The sequence below is a fragment of the Thiothrix lacustris DSM 21227 genome, from assembly GCF_000621325.1.
GTDB classification, from domain to species: domain Bacteria; phylum Pseudomonadota; class Gammaproteobacteria; order Thiotrichales; family Thiotrichaceae; genus Thiothrix; species Thiothrix lacustris.
This window is the reverse complement of the sequence record NZ_JHYQ01000012.1, coordinates 23,953-42,942: the sequence shown is the minus strand read 5'-3', so window position 1 is coordinate 42,942 and position 18,990 is coordinate 23,953. Positions and strand designations below refer to the sequence as shown.

General features: G+C 52.9%; 24 protein-coding genes. 16 read left to right on the top strand and 8 right to left on the bottom strand.

The window, feature by feature from the left end:
• Positions 1-27 precede the first annotated feature (27 nt).
• The 8 genes from Q394_RS0106135 (at position 28) to Q394_RS0106100 (ending at position 5,488) form a co-directional block, all read left to right on the top strand.
• Positions 28-234 carry a hypothetical protein gene (locus Q394_RS0106135; protein ID WP_028488498.1) on the top strand — a complete coding sequence of 69 codons (207 nt, stop codon included), beginning with the start codon at positions 28-30 and terminating at the stop codon, positions 232-234.
• A 119-nt stretch (positions 235-353) separates the two neighbouring features.
• Entirely contained in the window at positions 354-671 is a 318-nt protein-coding gene (locus Q394_RS0106130; RefSeq protein WP_028488497.1) for a (2Fe-2S) ferredoxin domain-containing protein, read from the top strand.
• 11 nt (positions 672-682) lie between these two features.
• On the top strand, positions 683-1,537 hold the full coding sequence (gene ubiA, locus Q394_RS0106125; protein WP_038140695.1) for a 4-hydroxybenzoate octaprenyltransferase: 855 nt from the start codon (positions 683-685) through the stop codon (positions 1,535-1,537).
• A 50-nt stretch (positions 1,538-1,587) separates the two neighbouring features.
• Complete coding sequence (gene fabA, locus Q394_RS0106120; RefSeq protein WP_028488495.1) at positions 1,588-2,103, top strand: 3-hydroxyacyl-[acyl-carrier-protein] dehydratase FabA; 516 nt, start codon at positions 1,588-1,590, stop codon at positions 2,101-2,103.
• Between the two features lie 26 nt (positions 2,104-2,129).
• Complete coding sequence (locus Q394_RS0106115) at positions 2,130-2,822, top strand: SIMPL domain-containing protein (RefSeq protein WP_028488494.1); 693 nt, start codon at positions 2,130-2,132, stop codon at positions 2,820-2,822.
• 51 nt (positions 2,823-2,873) lie between these two features.
• Complete coding sequence (locus Q394_RS0106110; RefSeq protein ID WP_028488493.1) at positions 2,874-3,125, top strand: type B 50S ribosomal protein L31; 252 nt, start codon at positions 2,874-2,876, stop codon at positions 3,123-3,125.
• 83 nt (positions 3,126-3,208) lie between these two features.
• Positions 3,209-4,192, top strand: coding sequence for a M48 family metalloprotease (locus Q394_RS19320; RefSeq protein ID WP_084260367.1), 984 nt, complete (start codon positions 3,209-3,211; stop codon positions 4,190-4,192).
• 63 nt (positions 4,193-4,255) lie between these two features.
• Positions 4,256-5,488, top strand: a complete 1,233-nt coding sequence (locus Q394_RS0106100; protein ID WP_028488492.1) for a malic enzyme-like NAD(P)-binding protein — start codon at positions 4,256-4,258, stop codon at positions 5,486-5,488.
• Here Q394_RS0106100 and Q394_RS0106095 read toward each other — a convergent pair.
• From Q394_RS0106095 to Q394_RS22310, 5 genes are all read right to left on the bottom strand, one after another.
• Positions 5,473-6,750, bottom strand: a complete 1,278-nt coding sequence (locus Q394_RS0106095; RefSeq protein ID WP_028488491.1) for a heme biosynthesis HemY N-terminal domain-containing protein — start codon at positions 6,748-6,750, stop codon at positions 5,473-5,475. The two genes, Q394_RS0106100 and Q394_RS0106095, sit on opposite strands and share 16 nt — an antisense overlap.
• Positions 6,747-8,021: a uroporphyrinogen-III C-methyltransferase gene (locus Q394_RS0106090; protein ID WP_028488490.1), complete on the bottom strand. Its 1,275-nt coding sequence runs from the start codon at positions 8,019-8,021 to the stop codon at positions 6,747-6,749. Before Q394_RS0106090 ends, Q394_RS0106095 begins: the two co-directional genes overlap by 4 nt.
• Positions 8,021-8,797 (bottom strand): uroporphyrinogen-III synthase, encoded by a 777-nt coding sequence (locus Q394_RS0106085; protein WP_028488489.1) that lies wholly within the window; start codon positions 8,795-8,797, stop codon positions 8,021-8,023. The genes Q394_RS0106090 and Q394_RS0106085 overlap by 1 nt, the downstream gene beginning before the upstream one ends.
• Positions 8,790-9,719 carry a hydroxymethylbilane synthase gene (gene hemC / locus Q394_RS0106080; RefSeq protein WP_028488488.1) on the bottom strand — a complete coding sequence of 310 codons (930 nt, stop codon included), beginning with the start codon at positions 9,717-9,719 and terminating at the stop codon, positions 8,790-8,792. Before hemC ends, Q394_RS0106085 begins: the two co-directional genes overlap by 8 nt.
• Positions 9,720-10,006: 287 nt before the next feature.
• Positions 10,007-10,183 carry a hypothetical protein gene (locus Q394_RS22310; RefSeq protein ID WP_156946750.1) on the bottom strand — a complete coding sequence of 59 codons (177 nt, stop codon included), beginning with the start codon at positions 10,181-10,183 and terminating at the stop codon, positions 10,007-10,009.
• Between the two features lie 196 nt (positions 10,184-10,379).
• On the opposite strand from Q394_RS22310, the gene Q394_RS0106065 reads away from it, so the two are divergent.
• The 8 genes from Q394_RS0106065 to Q394_RS21335 all read left to right on the top strand — a co-directional run bounded on the left by Q394_RS0106065 (position 10,380) and on the right by Q394_RS21335 (position 16,625).
• On the top strand, positions 10,380-10,808 hold the full coding sequence (locus Q394_RS0106065; protein ID WP_028488487.1) for a Fur family transcriptional regulator: 429 nt from the start codon (positions 10,380-10,382) through the stop codon (positions 10,806-10,808).
• 89 nt (positions 10,809-10,897) lie between these two features.
• On the top strand, positions 10,898-11,962 hold the full coding sequence (locus Q394_RS0106060; protein WP_028488486.1) for a CobW family GTP-binding protein: 1,065 nt from the start codon (positions 10,898-10,900) through the stop codon (positions 11,960-11,962).
• Positions 11,963-11,979: 17 nt separating this feature from the next.
• The gene (locus Q394_RS19315; RefSeq protein WP_051542917.1) at positions 11,980-12,540 is read left to right on the top strand and encodes a ZrgA family zinc uptake protein; all 561 of its coding nucleotides are present in this window, start codon (positions 11,980-11,982) and stop codon (positions 12,538-12,540) included.
• A 16-nt stretch (positions 12,541-12,556) separates the two neighbouring features.
• On the top strand, positions 12,557-13,588 hold the full coding sequence (locus tag Q394_RS0106050) for a PDDEXK nuclease domain-containing protein (RefSeq protein ID WP_028488485.1): 1,032 nt from the start codon (positions 12,557-12,559) through the stop codon (positions 13,586-13,588).
• Positions 13,581-14,291, top strand: a complete 711-nt coding sequence (locus tag Q394_RS19310) for an ABC transporter ATP-binding protein (protein ID WP_051542916.1) — start codon at positions 13,581-13,583, stop codon at positions 14,289-14,291. Before Q394_RS0106050 ends, Q394_RS19310 begins: the two co-directional genes overlap by 8 nt.
• A gap of 24 nt (positions 14,292-14,315) precedes the next feature.
• Positions 14,316-14,600, top strand: a complete 285-nt coding sequence (locus Q394_RS0106040) for a VF530 family protein (protein ID WP_028488484.1) — start codon at positions 14,316-14,318, stop codon at positions 14,598-14,600.
• Complete coding sequence (locus tag Q394_RS0106035) at positions 14,597-15,856, top strand: ABC transporter permease (protein WP_028488483.1); 1,260 nt, start codon at positions 14,597-14,599, stop codon at positions 15,854-15,856. Before Q394_RS0106040 ends, Q394_RS0106035 begins: the two co-directional genes overlap by 4 nt.
• A gap of 1 nt (position 15,857) precedes the next feature.
• Positions 15,858-16,625: a DUF3299 domain-containing protein gene (locus Q394_RS21335; RefSeq protein WP_051542913.1), complete on the top strand. Its 768-nt coding sequence runs from the start codon at positions 15,858-15,860 to the stop codon at positions 16,623-16,625.
• Here Q394_RS21335 and Q394_RS0106025 read toward each other — a convergent pair.
• From Q394_RS0106025 to Q394_RS0106015, 3 genes are all read right to left on the bottom strand, one after another.
• Positions 16,622-16,960: a VanZ family protein gene (locus Q394_RS0106025; RefSeq protein ID WP_038140717.1), complete on the bottom strand. Its 339-nt coding sequence runs from the start codon at positions 16,958-16,960 to the stop codon at positions 16,622-16,624. The two genes, Q394_RS21335 and Q394_RS0106025, sit on opposite strands and share 4 nt — an antisense overlap.
• 164 nt (positions 16,961-17,124) lie before the next feature.
• Positions 17,125-18,063 (bottom strand): patatin-like phospholipase RssA, encoded by a 939-nt coding sequence (rssA, locus tag Q394_RS0106020; RefSeq protein WP_028488481.1) that lies wholly within the window; start codon positions 18,061-18,063, stop codon positions 17,125-17,127.
• Positions 18,064-18,067: 4 nt separating this feature from the next.
• Complete coding sequence (locus Q394_RS0106015; protein WP_028488480.1) at positions 18,068-18,916, bottom strand: hypothetical protein; 849 nt, start codon at positions 18,914-18,916, stop codon at positions 18,068-18,070.
• Between the last annotated feature and the right edge of the window lie 74 nt (positions 18,917-18,990).

The following is an 18,990-nucleotide window of genomic DNA, read 5'->3' as shown; positions in this document are numbered from 1 at the left end:
AAAGTCAACTTTTGTGGAGATAAAACAATGACTCAATATCGTCTGCTGATCGCTGCGCTGCTGGCTGCTTTCGCTCTGACTGCTTGTGGCGAAAAAGCTGCTGAAGCACCTAAAGCTGAAGCACCTAAAGCTGAAGCTGCTGCACCTGCTGCTGCACCTGCTGCTGACCAAGCTATGCCAGCTCAAGCAGCACCTGCTGCTGACCAAGCTGCACCTGCTGCTGCACCAAAGTGATCACTAGCCGTTAGGCTGATGAATACGAAACAGGGTGGATTTTTCCGCCCTGTTTTATTTTGTGGGTATCCTTCCCTCTGGCATAATCAAACCATTATCCTTCAGGCAGGCCACACCCCATGAGTTATTACCAACACCACGTCTTTTTCTGCACCAATCAGCGTGAAAACGGTGATGCCTGTTGTGCTACGTTCGATGCCCAAGCCATGCGTGACTATGCCAAGCAACGCACCAAGGCACTGGGTCTGCACAAAGACGGCCAATCCCGCATCAACTCCGCCGGTTGCCTCAACCGTTGCGCCGAAGGCCCCGTCATCGTCGTGTACCCCGAAGCCATCTGGTATACCTACGTCGATCAAACAGACATTGACGAAATCATCGAAAGTCACTTGCAACACGGTAAACCCGTCGAACGCCTCATGCTTGACCCCCAATAAGGGTGGCTGTCATGGAAAAATTGCACCATTACGCCCGTTTGGTACGGCTTGACCGGCCTATCGGCATCTACCTGCTGTTGTGGCCGACCCTCTGGGCTTTGTGGATCGCTGCCGAAGGTGTACCGGATCTGACTATCTTGCTGGTTTTCGTTGCAGGCGTGGTACTGATGCGTTCCGCCGGTTGCGCCATCAATGATTACGCTGACCGCAAGGTTGACCCACACGTTGCCCGTACTAAAACCCGCCCGCTCGCCGCCGGGCTGATTACCCCCACAGAAGCCCTGGGCGTATTTGCTGTACTGGGAATCCTCTCATTTTTGCTGGCACTACTACTGAATGGCCTGACCATTGCCCTGTCACTGGTGGCTGTACTGCTGGCTGCCACTTACCCCTTCATGAAACGCTTTCACCATTTGCCGCAGGTACATCTCGGGGCAGCATTTGCATGGGCCATCCCGATGGCCTTCACGGCTGTCACCGGGGAAATGCCGCCCTTGGTGGCATGGTTGTTATTTCTGGCAGCGGTGTTGTGGACGACAGCCTATGACACCATGTACGCCATGTGTGACCGCGAAGATGACCTGAAAATCGGAGTGAAATCCACCGCCATCCTGTTCGGGCAACATGACCGCCTCCTGATTGGCATACTGCAAGTGTTAACCCTGTTACTACTAGCGTGGGTAGGTATCCTCAGCAGCTTGGGTGGCTGGTATTGGTTAGGCTTGCTGGTGGCGGCAGGACTATCAGTTTACCAACAATGGCTGATCCGTCACCGTGAACCTTTGCCTAGCTTGCAAGCCTTCCTGAATAACCACTGGCTGGGGATGGCCGTGTTTATCGGGCTTGCAGTTGATTATGCTTTCTGAGACAGATTCCGTTACAATCTTGGCTTTAAAGACACTTTTGAGCTTGCATTATGTCCAGACAATCCAGTTTTACCCGTGAAGAACTCCTGCAATGTGGCCGTGGCGAAATGTTCGGCCCCGGCAATGCCCAATTGCCCACCCCGAATATGCTGATGATGGATCGTGTTGTCGAAATCAGCGCTGACGGCGGCAAACACGGCAAAGGCCACATTCTCGCGGAACTGGATGTAACCCCTGACCTGTGGTTCTTTGACTGCCATTTCCCCGGCGACCCAGTCATGCCTGGCTGTCTGGGGCTGGATGCCATGTGGCAAATCATCGGATTCTACCTCGCTTGGCTGGGCAACCCCGGTCACGGACGTGCCTTGGGTGTGGGCGAAGTGAAATTCTTTGGGCAAGTGCTGCCAAAAGCCAAAAAAGTGACTTACAAAGTTGATTTGACACGGGTCATTACCCGCAAACTGGTGATGGGTATTGGCGATGCCAGCATGGAAGTAGACGGTCGTGAAATTTACACCGCCAAAGACCTGCGCGTCGGCCTGTTCACCTCAACGGACAACTTCTAACAGAACGCTTCTACGGAGTATTCCTGATGAAAAAGCCACTCGCTGCGGTACTACTGGGGCTAGCTGCCTTAAGCACCGCCCATGCTGAAGACAAGCCCGTTTACGACCGGATTGCTTTTGCCGTTACGGCAGAAAAAGAAGTAACCAACGATATGCTGGCGGCGGTGTTATACGCCGAGCAGCAAGGGCAAGATACCGTCGCGATGGCAGATGCCGTCAATCAATCCATCACTTGGGCACTGGAACTGGCCAAACCGGAAACCGCCGTGGAAAGCCGCACCCTGAATTACACCACCAACCCGGTGTACACCGACGGGCGCGTCACCGGCTGGCAAGTCCGCCAAAGCATCCAGCTAAAAAGCAAGGACAGCAAAGCCCTCAGCGGCTTGCTCGGCAAATTGCAGGAAAAACTGCGTATTGAAGGCATCAACTACAGCGTTTCCCCCGAAGTTAAAGCTGAAACCGAAAAAGCCCTGATCGACCAAGCGCTGAAAAATTTCAAAGACCGCGCCGAACAACTCAAGGCAGGGATGGGGCGGGCAGAATACCGCGTAGTACGCCTGGATGTGCAAGCCGTTGGCGGCGAATCCCCTCCTATGCCGATGTACCGCATGGCAGCGATGTCAGCAGATGCCGCCCCCGCTGCCCCCTCGTTAGAAGGTGGCAAACAGAACTTGCAAGTCAATGTGCAAGCCGAGATTGAACTTTCACTGCAATAGCGTTAGTATGTTGCGCTTTTCGTATATACCGAATAACTTGAGGATTTCAACATGAAGCCCGGCATTCATCCAAACTACAGAGAAGTCGTCTTTCAAGACCTGACTAGCGGCTTCGCGTTCCTGACCCGCTCCACGGTCAACACCCGTGAAAACATTGCTTGGGAAGACGGCAAAGAATACCCACTGGTCAAAGTGGAAATTTCTAGCCAATCTCACCCGTTCTACACCGGCAAGCAAGCTGTTAATACAACTGCTGGTCGCGTGGAAAAGTTCAAGAACCGTTATGCTCGTGGCGGCAAGTAAGCCCTAGCAGACTGTTCGAGAATGATGCATTATTAAAAGGCGCTCGCAAGAGCGCCTTTTTTGTTTGTGATGGAGAATCAATAATGCGGCTAACCACTCTATTTACTAGCATCCTCCTCAGCAGCGCAGCTGTATTAGGTGGATGCTCCGCCAACCCGGTATCTGGAAAAAACGAACTTGCCCTCATGTCAGAGGCAGAAGAAATTCAGACCGGTCAACAAGCTCATCAGGAAATGCTTGCGAAAAGCCCTCCCTACCAGAACGCAGCACTTCAAGCCTACGTCAGCCGGGTTGGGCAACTCATGGCGGCACAAAGCCCCCGCCAGAATATACGTTTTACCTTTACCGTACTGGATGACGTAGCACTCAATGCTTTTGCCTTACCCGGTGGCTATGTCTATATCACCACTGGTTTAATGGCCTACTTGAATTCCGAGGCTGAACTTGCCGGGGTATTGGGGCATGAAATCGGTCACGTCTCAGCACGTCACAATGTCAGCCAAGCCTCATGGAGTACGGTGGGTGGCATTCTCACCACGATGGCAGGTGAACAACTGGGCAACAAAGAATTATTTAACACCATCGGCGAACTTGGTCTGAACAGTTACAGCCGTAATCAAGAACTTGATGCCGACGGGCTGGGGGCACAATTCCTCGCCCGTGCTGGTTATGACCCTGCCAATATGGTGAATGTGATTGCCACCCTGCAAGCCTACGACCAGTTCAAAGGCGGCACATCCGACCCCTACCGTGACCTGTTCTCAACCCACCCTAACAATGACGTGCGCCTGCAACAACTGATCAGTCAAGCACGCCAATACGGCGGCGGTGGGCGTGACCCCGGTCGTGAAACCTACTTGCGCCAACTGGAAGGCTTGCGCCTGCCACTGGGTAACGGGCAAACCGTACAGGTACGGCTGATCACAGCAAGCCCCGGCGATAATTTTACCACGTTGGCGCAATCCAGCCGCCTGAGTAACAACGCCGCCGCACATTTGCGGGTACTGAACGGCCTATACCCGAACGGCGAACCTAGCCCCGGCCAATTACTCAAAACCATACAATAAGATCAGTACGCACCCAGTTAGCACGCACTTTATTACACCGGATCTCAGCAAGGCGGAGGAGCCATGTCAAACTTGAAAGAAGATGCGTTGAAATATCACGCAGAACCACGTCCCGGCAAAATTGCTACAGCCATTACTAAACCCACTGTTACTCAGCGTGACCTGTCATTGGCTTACACGCCGGGCGTCGCCGAACCGGTACGCGAAATCCACAAAGACCCGGAAGCCGCTTACCTGTACACCGGCAAGGGCAATCTGGTCGCGGTGATTTCCGACGGTTCAGCGGTGCTGGGTTTGGGTAATGTCGGCGCACTCGCGGGCAAACCCGTTATGGAAGGTAAGGGCGTCCTGTTCAAACGCTTTGCTGACATCGACGTGTTTGACATCGAAGTGGCCACGCAAGATGTGGAAGAATTCATCACCGTCGTCAAGAACATCGCAGGAACCTTCGGTGGCATTAATCTGGAAGACATTTCCGCACCACGCTGTTTCGAGATCGAAAAGCGCTTGCAGGAAATGCTCGATATTCCAGTATTCCACGATGACCAGCATGGCACGGCCACGATTATTTCTGCCGGGCTGATGAATGCCCTGGAAATTCAGGGCAAAAAGCTGGAAGACGTGAATATTGTCTGCGTCGGTGCAGGTGCTGCCGGAGTAGCCTCCATGAACCTGCTGACGGCTTTGGGTGCGAACAAGCAAAAGCTGCTGATGGTGGATAGCAAAGGCGTATTGCACACCGGGCGTACTGACATGAATGCATTCAAACGTGATTATGCGGTGGAAACGGACAAACACACCTTGGCAGATGCTTGCCGGGGTGCGGATGTGTTCATTGGCCTATCGGGTCCCAATGTCATGAGCGTCGACATGCTCAACAGCATGGCTGCTAATCCGATTGTGTTTGCCCTGTCTAACCCTGACCCGGAAATTGCGCCAGCCGTGGCACTGGCGGCACGTGATGACCTGCTGATGGCTACCGGACGCAGTGATTACCCCAACCAGATCAATAACGTGCTGGGTTTCCCGTTCCTGTTCCGTGGCGCACTGGATGTACGCGCCCGCTGCATCAATAACGAGATGCTGAAAGCGGCGGTGTATGCCTTGGCGGAATTGGCACGGGAACCTGTCCCCGCTGAAGTGTTGACAGCTTATAGCCTCGACAGTTTGTCATTCGGCAAGCACTACATTATCCCGACCCCGTTCGACCCGCGTTTGCGTGAACGTGTACCGGCTGCCGTATCCAAAGCGGCAGTGGCATCCGGGGTAGCCCGTTTGCCTTATAACCCGTTGTAAGGGGTTAACGCTGGCGGCGCCTGCGGGTTAAGCTGCGGGCGCTGTGTCGGCGTCAGGCTTAGCTTTTCACCGTCATGACGAATGCAGTAACGCAAGCCTAAACGGTAACAACGCTGGGCATTTTCCGGCTCTTTCATGGTTTCCAGCAATTCTGCCAGTTCCAGATAGCCTTCGGCATTCGGGGTCTGGTTAAGGCTGGACTCGTAATAGCTTTTCGCCATGCCCCACAGCTTTTGCTGGTTGTAGAGACGCGCCAACAGCAGCAGCAAAGCAGGGTTATTATCGGCTTGGCTGAGTTGCCATTTCTCCGCTTGCTGAATGGTGTTCCCCAAACTGTGGTGCTGGATACGCCCGAATAAATCCGCCAAGCCATCATCCCAACGCTTATTGAGGATATTGCTGATCAGGCCATTGCAGGCCAAATCATCACCAGCAGTGTGCAAGGCTTTGGCATACAACAAAATCGCATCGTGGTTTTCGCGAATCGGAGTGGGAAGTTTTTTCCACATCGCTTGGAGTTTGTCGGTATGCCCTTCTTTGGCATAGTGCTGGAACATGGCTTGTAAGGTTGCGCCTTGCACCTTACTCATCTCATCATTTTTCAGCAGGCTCTGTTTCACCAAATCCGGTAATAAGCCGAGTAGCGCCTCCCAACTTTCCTGCCGATACAACACTTTCGCGAGCAACTTCAGTACATAAGGGTGCTTAGGTGACAGTTCCCGCAACCGCACCAAAGTGGCATGAGCTTGCTCAAATTGCTCGCTGCCAAATTGCATTTCTGCTTGCGACACACCCACGGCAACATTGGCTTTACTGTCGCTTTCAATGGCCTGCTTGAGGAGTTCGTCACGGCGTTCGTAGGCTTCGCGCATGTGCGCCGCACGAGCCGCCGCCAAATAATTTAGCAGCGGGGTATCACTGTAAGGGGCATGATCAACCAGTAGCTTTTCAGCCTTATCCCAATGGCCTTCGGTTAACTGGATCAAACCCTGGGTCAAGGCACGACTCGCCTTACTGCCTAAACGGGCAGCACGGAAACGGCTGAAGGTGCGACGCATACCAAAGCCATGACGTAGGAAAGCAACAAATATGTAAAAAGTTACACACGCTAACAAAATGAGGACTGCGAGGGTGGCCGTCTTCATTTCCAAACTCCACACCCCCCACGTAATGGTGGTGATACCCGGATTCGCTAATACCCATTGCCCTAACCAGAATACCGTCGCCACCACGATCAGCAACACGATCAGATAAAAGATCATTCCTGCTTACCCCCTTCTTTTTTCGCATTTTCAGTAGAGGGTTCTATAGGCTCATCGGTGAGTTCTTCTGCGGGTTTAGCTTGATCCTCTGCAACGGCGTTTTGTTGCACAACTTCAGCCTGGCGTGCACTTTCCAATTGTTTGAGGCTGGCAGAAATATCTGGAATAGCCGGTTGCAACTCCAATTTATCGAAGCCCTCTAATTCAGACAATAAAGACTTAGCCTGATCATCAGGATAGTACGTGCTAATCACATCACGAATCAGCCCAAGCTGAGTATGAAAGCCAGCATTATCACGCTCTAATACCAACAACCGCAGGGTTTCCATTCGCACCTGCAACAGATGGAATAAGTTCAAACGCGTATCGGCATCCAGTTGAATCTGAATGGGCTTATCATGCTGACGAATGATAATCGCCTCATCAAGCGCATTCGCCACTTTGCGCTTGTAATCAGCCCACAAGGAATTACCCTCTGCTGCGATATTGTCTTCGCCTAAAGCCAACGGCTCAGCCTTAGCGGACGAGGTATTCAACGCAGGCAACGGTTTCAAACTCAGTGTCAGCGCCGTAATACGTTGCGAGATGCCAGCGATATCAGGTGTAGGAGCAGCCTCCAACGTGGAAATATCCTGCGCAATCTGTTGACGCACCGGCAGATAATTCACGGCTCCAGCCTTTGCCAACAAAGCATCTGCTTCTTTTAAGGCAGTGATGGCGGTACGTACATTCTGCGCCAAATGCACTTGACGGTTTGCCAATTGCAACAGGAATTCGACTTCGGCGATTTGCCATTCACTAGCACTGGCAGGTGCCGCACTTTGTTGCATCTTGGCTTGCAAAAACGTGACCTGCTCCACCTGTGAGGCCACCGTATCAGCAAACTGGCGAGTCTGGTTCTGGATGCGAGACATTTCCTGAATCATTTGATCGTTAGCCGTCAAGGTTTTCGAGGTTTTCGCTTCCAGATCCTTGCGCAAGGTATCGAGTGCATCACTAGCCGGTACAGACTGTAATTGCTCACGTAATGTCGCAATTTCACTCGCATTGGCACGCGCCCGGTCATTCATACGCTGCCAATGTTTGTAACCTGCGGCAATACCGATAACGGTAAACAGTAGGGATAAAATCGCAATAAATAAGGCAAAACGCGCACTAGCGCTACGCGGAGAATCCGCTTTAGCAGCCTCGGCACTGAGATTATCGACTGCATCAACTGTGGCGTCGAAGGTTGTATTGTCAGCTTGGTGTGTCGCTGGTTTATCAATCATTATTGTCGTTCCTGTACCCAATGCGTGAGTGCTTGAAACATGGCCTCATCGCTGGGGTTATCTGCCATGACGAGGGTTCCGCTGAACCCGGCTTGCCGTGCCGTCTCCAGCATACGCTGGCTGCCAAGCAGCAGGGGAACCGTTTTTATCCAGTCAGGATTATCCAGCATAACGAGCAGGTTCAATATCCCCTCGCTGCTAGTGACGGCAATTATATCAAGCTGGCGCTGTTCATGGTGTTGTTTCAGGTGACTGGCCTCAACTTTCGGGCAAATCCGTTGGTAAACGGCCACCTGATCCACGCTTGCACCGCGTTCGCGCAAGGTATCCGCGAGCAATTCCCGACCTTCACTCCCTCGAAAGATCAGAATACGCCTACCCGCCAATGCTTGGGTTTGCGGCAGCGCCAGAAAATCTTCGCTGGTAAACCCCGTTGCCGGAACCCATTGCACCGTAAAACCGCGCTGCTGCAAGGCGCTGGCGGTCTTTTTACCAATCGCCCCCAACGTCATGCCCTTTAAATGCTGTTGTTGAGGCGCATCCAACAACTTCAAACCGAACGCCACCGCGTTAGCACTGATAAACAATGCGGTGTCGTAGCAGGATAAGTCAGCAAACTGGGCGCTGGCAACGCGCAAATCGTCGGGTTGACACACCTCCACCACCGGGAGCAACAGCGCCTGCGCCCCCGCCTCGGTCAATAAATGCTGGAAACCGCTGGCCTGATGTGCCGGGCGTGTCACCAAAACCGTCAAACCGTGTAAGGTTTCAGGCATGAATACCCAGTGACGCTAATACCTTGTCGCCACCCTGCGCCAGCAAGTCTTCGGCTACGGCGATACCCAGCGCTTCCGGGTCAACCAAGCAGCCGCGCTGTTCACACGTGTACACGGCGGAACCATCCGGGAAACCGATCAGACCGCGCAAGCGTAATCCGCCACCTTCCAGCTCGGCAAAACCGGCCACCGGCACTTGGCAACCGCCATTGAGGCGCTGGTTCATGGCACGCTCGGCGCGTACCCGTACCGTGGTTTCGGCATGACGCAAAGGCGCGAGCAGGTTTTCCACCCGTGGGTCGTTACGACGACATTCAATGCCGACCGCGCCTTGCCCAATCGCAGGCAAGCTCTGTTCGGTCGACAGGTAAGCGGTAATGCGCGGCTGGAATTCGAGGCGGATCAAACCCGCAGCGGCGAGGATAATGGCATCGTATTCACCGTTATCCAGCTTCGACAAACGCGTGTTGACGTTGCCGCGCAAGTCCCTGATCTGCAAATGCGGGTAACGCGCTCGGATTTGAGTCTGGCGACGCAAGCTGGATGTACCCACAATCGCACCTTCCGGCAATGCATCGAGCGTTGAGTAACGGTTGGAAACAAACGCATCGCGGGGGTCTTCGCGCTCCAGAATAATCGGCAGGTGCAAACCTTCGGGGAATTCCATCGGCACATCTTTCATGGAATGCACCGCAATGTCGGCTGTGCCTTCCAGCATCCCGACTTCCAGTTCCTTGACGAATAAACCCTTGCCACCGATTTTGGAGAGCGGGCTATCGAGAATTTTGTCACCTCGCGTAACCATACCCACCATTTCAATCTGGAGGCCGGGGTGAAGTTCCTGTAAGCGGCGGGCAACGTGTTCAGCTTGCCACATAGCGAGGGGACTGGTGCGGGTTGCGATACGGATAATCTCGGCCATGATTCCTGCGGGTGTCTGCTTCAGTAATACCTTGGCACTTTACGGCAAACGCGGGGCAACTTCCATCCTTGAGAAATATTTACGAAGAAACTTTGCACATATTCCTTGTATTTTTCTGGATTCAGGCTACATTAAGGTTACGACCAACGGAATGTAAAAATAACATGGAAGTTATCCTTATCTCTTCCTCTTAACGTGGTTGTTCAAGGACGGGTGAGATGATCAGCCCCCATAATGTCTCACTTGCAACGTGCCGGATCTTTAGCCCGGATCCGGCACATCCTTGATTACTTATTAGCCATCACAGCCACCAGCGCAACGATAGCAAGAATGACGACTATCACCACAAGCAGATAGCGCAAAATTTTATTCGTGCCTTCGCTCTTCGTTTTGGTGGTAAGCCATTGCACCTGAAATAACCCAGCAATCGTGCGCAAAGCAGAGCCAATTAAGTCGTCCATCATGATTTACCCTCAATCTTGTTTTTCATCAACAGTACATCATGAATGAAGAGGCGTAGGCTATTGTGGCGGATACTTAGCCATACGGTAATCACTTAAACAAGGTATATGCACGCCTTTCCGAACAGCAATCGCGCGTGCATTCACCAACATAATGCCATAAAGTTGCAAGCTATTGATCCAAAACACGAGCAGCCCCATGAATACACCCCACGACGAACAGGCCGCCCGCGAATTGCTCCAGCAATCCAGTGGTAGAATTACGCCTGCCCGCATTGGCGTGCTGGGTATTTTGCTGGAAGCCAAAGCCGCCCTGAGCCATCAGGAAATCGAACAACTCGCCACCCAACAGGGCTTGTCTTTCGACCGCGTAACCCTGTACCGCGCCCTCGACTGGCTGGTAGAACAGGGCATGGCGCACAAGATCAGCGGCGCAGACCGCACTTGGCGTTACAACGCGCAAACCGGCACAGCGCACCAGCACGCGCACTTCCACTGCAACCATTGCCAGCAAGTGTTTTGTCTGGAAAATTTGCAACCCGCTTTCATGCTTTCCTTACCGCCGGGCTACCAGCTTGAGCAAGTAGAAGTGAACCTGCAAGGCACTTGCCCCGCCTGTCAGCCGTAAACCTAACAAGATGGTAACTTGCCAGCGCCCCGCATCCGCACTAAAATTCTCTGCAACTATGTTGCAAAATAACCCAAACAGGATCCTTCATGACTGACACGGTGGACGCTCGCATCCCCATCACCCTGCTGACTGGCTTCCTTGGCAGCGGTAAAACCACCGTGCTCAATAGCCTGTTACGTGCACCGCCACTGACGGCGGTGATCATGAATGAATTCGGCAGCATCGGCCTCGATCACCAACTGGTTGATAATATTCAAGGCACAATGGCGCTGCTTTCTGGTGGTTGCGTGTGCTGCGAAATTCAAGGTTCACTGGTTCCCACCCTGAAAAACCTGTGGATGGGGCGGCGCGACGGCAAAATCCCCGCCTATGAACGCATCATTATCGAAACTACCGGCATTGCCGACCCCACCCCGATCATGGAAACCTTGCTACGTTCCGACTGGGTAGCCAAACGCCATTATCTGGATGGCGTCGTCACCACGGTGGATGCGGTGTTCGGCAACCAACAGCTCGACCAGCATTTTGAAGCGCTGCGCCAAGTCGCGGGTGCAGACCGTTTGCTGCTGACCAAAACAGACCTGGCCGATGTGGCCAGCATCCAGCAACTCGAAAGCCGCCTTGCCCAGCTCAACCCTGCCGCTACCATTAGCCATGTCCAGCACGGCAACGTTGACCCGGACAGTCTTTTCAAACTGCGGGCTTACCACCAATCCGAACCGGCAAAAGCCAAGCAATGGCTGGCAGCCGAGCATTTCCGGCTGGTTAGTGCGAATTTGCCGCTGAAACAGCCCAGCATCCTCAACCCTAGCGTACCCACACACGGCGGCACGGATCAGCGCATCCGCAGCTTTTCCCTGACGTTTGACGAAGCCTTGCCGTGGGCAGGCGTTTCCGAAGCCCTCGATACGCTGGTGGAATTTTGCAGCGCCCGCCTGTTACGCATGAAAGCCATCGTCAATGTGCAGGAATACCCCGGTCGCCCCATCGTACTCCACGCCGTACAACACTTGTTTTACCCCTCGGTGGAATTACCCGCATGGCCTGACGACGATCAGCGTAGCCGCTTTGTGTTTATCACCTCTGATCTTGACGAAGACTTTGTAAGCAATTTGCTGGCATCGTTTACCCAAACCGTTAGCAAGCCTTGAATAAACTGGAGAACACCATGAAATTCCCTAGCACCCTCATCAGTACCCTCAGCCTGCTGTTAGCACTATCCAGCAGCCCACTCCACGCCGACGAACACGCCATGCACAAAGAACATGAAGAGCACGGCGTACACGAACATGGCGCGGCTACCTTGTCGCTGGCCGTCGGGGAAGCGGGGGTCGACATCATGCTCGAATCCCCCGCCGCCAATATCGTGGGTTTTGAACACGCGGCCACCACCGATGAAGACAAGCAAATGCTGGCAGATGCGCAGAAAAAGCTGGAAGCGGGCGCTGACCTGTTCGCCTTTAATACCGAAGCAGGCTGTACCCTCAACAGTGCCGAAGTGGTTTCCGCCCTGTTGGGTAACACAAACACCGAAAAACATGACGATCACAGCGATATGGATGTGGCATGGGCGTTCACCTGCACCGCCCCGGCAGCGCTGACGGAAGTTACCACCAAACTGTTCGCCGCCTTCCCTGACGGTTTTGAGCACCTCAAGGTTGAGTGGGTAACAGATAAAAGCGCGTCAGCAGTGGCATTGGAAAAAGATGACACCATCAAACTAAACTGATCGCAAGGTATACCCCATGAGCCAAAACCTCAGCACAAGCAATGATTACAAGGTGTTCTTACAAAACATCAAGCAGCGTATCCAAACTGCCCAAATCAAGGCGGCGCTAGCCGTCAACCAAGAACTATTGCACTTGTATTGGGACTTGGCGGAACAGATTGTTGCCAAACAACAGGCTGCATCATGGGGTGATGGCTTTTTGCAGCAGATGAGCCGCGACTTGCAGGCAGAATTTCCCGGTATGCGAGGATTTTCCAAGCGTAACTTGGAGCTGATGCGTCAATGGTATCGTTTCTGGTCAAGCACCCCCGCAATTACGCAACAGCTTGTTTCGCAATTACCGTGGGGACACAACTTAGTCATCATCAGCAAAATCAAGCATCTTGACGAAGCCTTGTTTTACGTCCAGAAAACCATCGAAAATCATTGGTCACGCGCTGTCCTCATCCATCAAATCGAATCTGGCTTCTACCAACGCAATGGCAAAGCCATCAACAATTTTCAAGCAACCTTACCCGCGCCACATTCCGACCTTGCCCACCAAACCCTGAAAGACCCTTACTGTTTCGATTTTCTGATGCTGCGTGAAAAACACGATGAACGCGAACTTGAAAATGCGCTGATTGAACACATCACCCGTTTTTTGCTGGAATTGGGCGCAGGTTTTTCCTACATGGGGCGGCAATACCGACTGGAAGTAGCGGGGGATGAGTTCTTCATGGACTTATTGTTTTACCACGTGCGGCTGCATTGCTACGTGGTGATAGAACTCAAAACCGTCAAGTTCAAACCCGAATTTGTCGGAAAACTGAATTTCTACATTTCAGCCGTGGATAGCTTGCTAAAAACGGCTGAGGATAACCCTACTATTGGCATCCTAATCTGCAAATCCAAAAACGATACGGTGGTGGAATACGCGCTGCGAGATGTTCATAAACCCATCGGGGTGAGTGAATACACCATCACCAAACACTTGCCCGCCGACTTACAATCTTCTTTGCCCAGTATCGAGGATATTGAAGCAGAACTAGGAAAAAACAGTGCCTAACGTCATCGAACTCCACAACCTGCATTACCGCTGGAAAGGGCAAACCCACGACACGCTGGCGATTGCCGAACTGCACGTCGCAGCGGGTGAACACCTGTTCATTCGCGGCGCAAGCGGCAGCGGCAAAACCACTTTTCTCAACTTGCTGGCGGGAATCCTGCACCCTGCCAGCGGCAGCTTGAATATTCTGGGACACGCTTTGCACAGCATGAACCATTCCGCCCGTGACCGTTTCCGGGCGGATCACATGGGCGTGATCTTCCAACAGTTCAACCTGTTACCGTATTTATCGGTGCGTGAAAATGTGCAGTTACCTTGCCATTTTTCCACGCGACGCAAGCAACAGGCAGGGGATATGCAAGCCACCACCAACCGCCTGTTGGAACATTTAGGTTTAGATAGCAAACTGTGGGAACGCCCCGTCACCGATTTGAGCGTGGGGCAACAACAGCGCGTCGCCGTCGCTCGTGCCCTGATCGGCAGCCCTGAATTGCTCATTGCGGATGAACCGACGTCGGCGCTGGATACCGATACCCGTGACGGCTTCCTCGACCTGTTATTCAAGGAAGCAGCCGCGCAGGGCAGTACGATTGTGTTCGTGAGCCACGACCCGCACATTGCCAGCCACTTTCCACGAGTGGTGGACTTGGCGGAAGTGAATCGACCGCCACCCCAAACCGTTGCCTTGTATACTTCCCCCTAATCACCGGCACCAGAGTAAAAACCCATGACATCACCCACTGACAAAACACCTCCACAGCCCCTACACCTCGCAACCGCTCAAAAGCAGCCCAGAAACCCACTGCACGGCCTAACCTTGCAAGCTATCCTCACCGAACTGGTGGAGTATTTTGGCTGGGAAGGTTTGGCGGAGCGCATCCCGGTACGCTGTTTTGCCAGTGACCCCAGCATCGCCTCCAGCCTGAAATTCTTGCGCAAAACCCCGTGGGCGCGGGAAAAAGTCGAAGGGTTATATGGCTTTATGTTACGTGAGAAACGGCGCGAATCATGATCCTCCTCAACCTCACCCTACGCAGCCTGTGGAATCGCCGCGCCAGCTTGCTGCTCACGCTGTTTTCCATCGCCATCAGCGTCTCACTGCTATTGGGCGTGGAATACATCCGCAAGGAAGCTAAAAGCAGTTTTTTAAGCACCATCTCCGGCACAGATTTAGTGGTGGGCGCACGCAGTGGTCCGGTGCAATTGCTGCTCTACAGCGTGTTCCGCATTGGCAACGCCACCAACAATATCAGTTGGCAGTCGTATCAGGACATCGCCAGCCAGCCGCTGGTGGACTGGACGATTCCCATCAGCCTCGGCGATTCGCACAAGGGCTATCGGGTGCTCGGCACGAATCAGGATTATTTCCGCCATTACCGCTACGGCGACAAGCACTTGCTGGCATTCGCAGCGGGTAAACCGTTCGAGGGCGTATTTGATACGGTCTTGGGTGCAGAAGTTGCCAGCAAACTGGGTTACAAACTCAATGACAAAATCGTGGTGGCACATGGCGCGGCTGCCACCCGCTTTACCCTGCACGACGACAAGCCATTCCACGTGGTCGGCATCCTCAAACCGACCGGCACGCCCATCGACCGCACCGTGCATGTGACGCTCGAAGGTATCGAAGCCATCCACGTCGACTGGGTGAACGGCACCAAGGTCCCCGGCTACCAGATCAGTGCCGACGAAGCCTTGCACAAGAACCTGCAACCCAAGCTCATCACCGCCTTCATGGTCGGGCTAAAAAATCGGGCAGCGGCTTTCCGGGTGCAACGTGAGATCAATGATTACAAACGCGAACCCTTGCTGGCGACCGTCCCCGGTGTGGCCTTGGCGGAACTGTGGCAGGCGCTTGGCATGTTTGAAACCGTGCTGCGCATTATCACCGGCTTTGTGGTCGTCGCAGGCTTGCTGGGTATGCTAACCACGCTGCTGTCGACCCTGAATGAGCGACGCCGTGAAATGGCGATTCTGCGAGCCGTCGGCGCACACCCGTACCATGTTTTCCTGCTGTTTGTGCTGGAAGGCGGGGTATTGGCGGTGCTGGGTTGCTTGCTGGGGGCAGGGCTGGTGTACGTCGGGCTGTTTGCTGCCCGCCCGTGGGTGGTGGCGGAATACGGCTTTTACCTGCGCACTTGGATTCCCGACCTCAATGATGGGCTGATGCTTGCAGTAGTGGCGGTGCTTGCGCTACTGTTCAGCCTGATTCCGGGGGCTATTGCGTATCGCCGCTCCCTCCAAGATGGTTTGACCGTAAGGGTTTGAGATGAACACAAGGATTTTACCTGTATTACTTGCCAGCCTGTTATTAGTAGCTTGTGGTGAAGAAAGACCGGCTGATAAAGCCCCTGACAAAGCCGCCGAGAGTGGTCAAATAACTACACCACCGACGTCTGACAGCACCACTGAAAAACAACCTGACACACAAGCTGATGACTTGATAGAGGCTCAAGCCGAATTGCCGGTAGATGCGCCTGCTATTGGCACACCCATTCAAACGATTACCCCAAAAACCACTGACCAACCCAAACAGGATGGTGAATACACCGAAATCGAATGGGAAAACCTCGAATTACCGGGGCAAGGTTTGGCTGACATCATGAAAAAATACCAGCCGCAAATTGATTCCATCCCTGAAGGTGATCCTGCTGAAGATGCTGTTACAGAAAAGATGCAAGCCGAATTGAATGCCGCTCCAGTCAACGCAGCACTCAATGGTAAAAAGATTAAAATTCCCGGTTTTATCTCGCCACTGGAAGTCGATGAAACCAAAGGCGTTGTGAAAGAATTCTTGTTAGTACCGTATTTCGGAGCCTGTATCCACGTACCGCCCCCGCCACTCAATCAAACCCTTTTGGTCAAACCGGCAGAAGGAAAAAGTATCGGTATGGAACGCATGTATGAACCCGTATGGGTATCTGGCACCATTGTCACCGAGCAAGTTCACACTGACCTTGCGGAAGCGGGCTACCAGATCAAGGATGCCGTTGTCACCATCTATGAAGAAGATGATGCCCAACAGCGACAGGATTAATGCTCCTGCTGCATCACGAAACGCTGCAATACCACGCGCCACAGCAACCAGTACAGCAGAACACCCGCAGCATCTGCCGCAAAGTCTGCCAGCGATGCGGAGCGCCAAGTTGTCAAAGCTTGCAGCAACTCAATAAAAGCACCGTACCCTAATAGTACGGGTACTTTCCAACCCCAAAAGCTGCGCGGTGTTGCCCAATCCAGTAACACCGCAAACCCAAATAATGCCCCTGCATGCATCAACTTGTCAGCATGAGGAAAGCTGCTGCTCCCAACACTTGGCAACAACGCAGCACCAATTCCCAAGAGCGCTAAGCCCACAAATAAAAACTTCATTATAAAGCGATTTTGAGGCTGACTTAGTCCGAGTTGTGAAAAAATGGCTTGCATGGATATACTTAATTCCTAATTAATCATTGTCGTTATATGGTTGAACGGTTGTGAGTGAACGTCCACATGCTTGTCTTGAGACAAGTCTATTTACTGGAATTATACAGCCATCAAAGATTTAATAGAGAATTAATCTCGGTCTGCATGCGCTCCACGGTTTCACGGCCTTCAGCAATAGCTTCAGCAGCCCGGTGAAACTCCAGTAAACCAATATTTTCTAGGCGTGGGGTCAATAAGATTTCTGGCGGGTCGCCTGCCATGCGGCTGCGAGTAATTTTATCCTGCATGATATTGATCGAAGCGGCCAGCGCATCCAACAAACCCGGGGCACTGTCCTTGTCCTTATTGCTATCCGGTAACAGTGTCGACGAATACTCGCGTAAGGAAGCGGTCAGCGACTCCACTAGAGTATCTGTTTTCGAGCCATTACCGTTCTTGCTAGCTTTGGGTTCTACCTTGGAGTGTTGGGTATGGTGAGCATAACGGCGGGCTACATTACCGTTGAGGTTCACCGCAATAATGATGTCAGCCCCCAAGGCGCGACACAGCGAAACCGGCACGGGATTCACCAGCCCCCCATCGACTAACCAGCGCTTGCCATGCTGGTAAGGGGTGAACAAACCGGGTAGAGAAATGGAAGCCGCTACAGCATCCAGCACCGCGCCCTCGTTAAACCAGATCTCGCGTCCGTTTTCCAAGTCAGTGGCAACACTGGCAAACTTACGTGACAACTCGCTGATCTGGGTGCTTGCATCACAAACGTGCGTGTGGAAAAACTGCTGTAACTTGTCGCGTTTGACAAAGCCGTTCAAGGAAGGGTTCAGCTCGAAAAAACGCACCAATTCCATACGGTTCAGCGAAAGTACCCAGCTTTCCAACTTATCCAGATTCCCCGCTGCATAAGCTGCTCCCACAATCGACCCCACCGAACATCCACAAATGATGTCAGGGTGAATACCGCGTTCTGCCAGCGCTCGCAGCACGCCAATGTGTGCCCAGCCACGCGAAGAACCACTGCCGAGGGCGATACCGATACGGGGATGTGTCATTGTCTTAATCCATTGCGACCACAATACGGTTGCTGGTATCCGTCAACACAGTAAAAGCCCGGTGACGTTCTTGCCCATCCAGCATCGCCACGGCTTCATAGTGACCCGGTGATACCAGTAAGTTTGCTGAATGGCGTTTAGGTGCTGCGATGGCTTGTCTGCCACCATCCAGTCGATAAACCGTCCAGTTCATAGGACGCAGAGCAGGACCATTATTCAGGGTAGCAATCAGGCTGACCTTGCCACCCGGCATTTGAATACTCGCCCGGTTAACATCACCGGAAGTAATGCTCAGCCGTTGTGTGTGGCTGATACCATCGCCACGGCTTGCCAGCACCTCATAGTCACCAACTGGCACAATGGAATCCATCTGCTGGCTATCCTCACGCTGTATCAACATTTTGGTAACCTTAGTATCTGCTGACACTGCCGAGAGACTCCAGTCAGTATCCTTAGCATCACTATTGACACGCAAACGCCCGATATTGGGGGTAAACGGCACAACGGTTATGTTAGCATCAGCAACGTCGACAACCTTGTGTTCCTCATAAGCACCGATCACCAAACTGACTTCATACTTGCCAGCAGGCAGCGAGACAACCGGGGATAAACCTGTCAGATGTCGAGCCTCTGCACCTTGCGCCTGAACTTGCCAGCTAATATCCCTGACATTAACACCCAATGCCGTTGGTAGCGAGACAGACAAGGACAAGTTGTGAGGAAGTAGTGTACTTTCCCCGGCGATACCCGCGCCATTTCCCAAGAGCAATAATGCACCCACAACCATGTTGCGTGACCACGCAGCACCCATGGTTACCCAAGCTGTTTGCTTATTATTTTTATTCGTTAACATTGAATCCATACCGCGTTCTGACAGATTCACCATGAAAAGCGATTACGGGCTGAATGACAACGATCAGCAGATGG

What these genes read in the sequence shown, in the direction of transcription:
- Q394_RS0106135 (WP_028488498.1), top strand. Translation starts at nt 28, where the DNA reads ATGACTCAATATCGTCTGCTGATCGCTGCGCTGCTGGCTGCTTTCGCT.
- Q394_RS0106130 (WP_028488497.1), top strand. Translation starts at nt 354, where the DNA reads ATGAGTTATTACCAACACCACGTCTTTTTCTGCACCAATCAGCGTGAA.
- ubiA (WP_038140695.1), top strand. Translation starts at nt 683, where the DNA reads ATGGAAAAATTGCACCATTACGCCCGTTTGGTACGGCTTGACCGGCCT.
- fabA (WP_028488495.1), top strand. Translation starts at nt 1,588, where the DNA reads ATGTCCAGACAATCCAGTTTTACCCGTGAAGAACTCCTGCAATGTGGC.
- Q394_RS0106115 (WP_028488494.1), top strand. Translation starts at nt 2,130, where the DNA reads ATGAAAAAGCCACTCGCTGCGGTACTACTGGGGCTAGCTGCCTTAAGC.
- Q394_RS0106110 (WP_028488493.1), top strand. Translation starts at nt 2,874, where the DNA reads ATGAAGCCCGGCATTCATCCAAACTACAGAGAAGTCGTCTTTCAAGAC.
- Q394_RS19320 (WP_084260367.1), top strand. Translation starts at nt 3,209, where the DNA reads ATGCGGCTAACCACTCTATTTACTAGCATCCTCCTCAGCAGCGCAGCT.
- Q394_RS0106100 (WP_028488492.1), top strand. Translation starts at nt 4,256, where the DNA reads ATGTCAAACTTGAAAGAAGATGCGTTGAAATATCACGCAGAACCACGT.
- Q394_RS0106095 (WP_028488491.1), bottom strand. Translation starts at nt 6,750, where the DNA reads ATGATCTTTTATCTGATCGTGTTGCTGATCGTGGTGGCGACGGTATTC.
- Q394_RS0106090 (WP_028488490.1), bottom strand. Translation starts at nt 8,021, where the DNA reads ATGATTGATAAACCAGCGACACACCAAGCTGACAATACAACCTTCGAC.
- Q394_RS0106085 (WP_028488489.1), bottom strand. Translation starts at nt 8,797, where the DNA reads ATGCCTGAAACCTTACACGGTTTGACGGTTTTGGTGACACGCCCGGCA.
- hemC (WP_028488488.1), bottom strand. Translation starts at nt 9,719, where the DNA reads ATGGCCGAGATTATCCGTATCGCAACCCGCACCAGTCCCCTCGCTATG.
- Q394_RS22310 (WP_156946750.1), bottom strand. Translation starts at nt 10,183, where the DNA reads ATGATGGACGACTTAATTGGCTCTGCTTTGCGCACGATTGCTGGGTTA.
- Q394_RS0106065 (WP_028488487.1), top strand. Translation starts at nt 10,380, where the DNA reads ATGAATACACCCCACGACGAACAGGCCGCCCGCGAATTGCTCCAGCAA.
- Q394_RS0106060 (WP_028488486.1), top strand. Translation starts at nt 10,898, where the DNA reads ATGACTGACACGGTGGACGCTCGCATCCCCATCACCCTGCTGACTGGC.
- Q394_RS19315 (WP_051542917.1), top strand. Translation starts at nt 11,980, where the DNA reads ATGAAATTCCCTAGCACCCTCATCAGTACCCTCAGCCTGCTGTTAGCA.
- Q394_RS0106050 (WP_028488485.1), top strand. Translation starts at nt 12,557, where the DNA reads ATGAGCCAAAACCTCAGCACAAGCAATGATTACAAGGTGTTCTTACAA.
- Q394_RS0106040 (WP_028488484.1), top strand. Translation starts at nt 14,316, where the DNA reads ATGACATCACCCACTGACAAAACACCTCCACAGCCCCTACACCTCGCA.
- Q394_RS0106035 (WP_028488483.1), top strand. Translation starts at nt 14,597, where the DNA reads ATGATCCTCCTCAACCTCACCCTACGCAGCCTGTGGAATCGCCGCGCC.
- Q394_RS21335 (WP_051542913.1), top strand. Translation starts at nt 15,858, where the DNA reads ATGAACACAAGGATTTTACCTGTATTACTTGCCAGCCTGTTATTAGTA.
- Q394_RS0106025 (WP_038140717.1), bottom strand. Translation starts at nt 16,960, where the DNA reads ATGAAGTTTTTATTTGTGGGCTTAGCGCTCTTGGGAATTGGTGCTGCG.
- rssA (WP_028488481.1), bottom strand. Translation starts at nt 18,063, where the DNA reads ATGACACATCCCCGTATCGGTATCGCCCTCGGCAGTGGTTCTTCGCGT.
- Q394_RS0106015 (WP_028488480.1), bottom strand. Translation starts at nt 18,916, where the DNA reads ATGTTAACGAATAAAAATAATAAGCAAACAGCTTGGGTAACCATGGGT.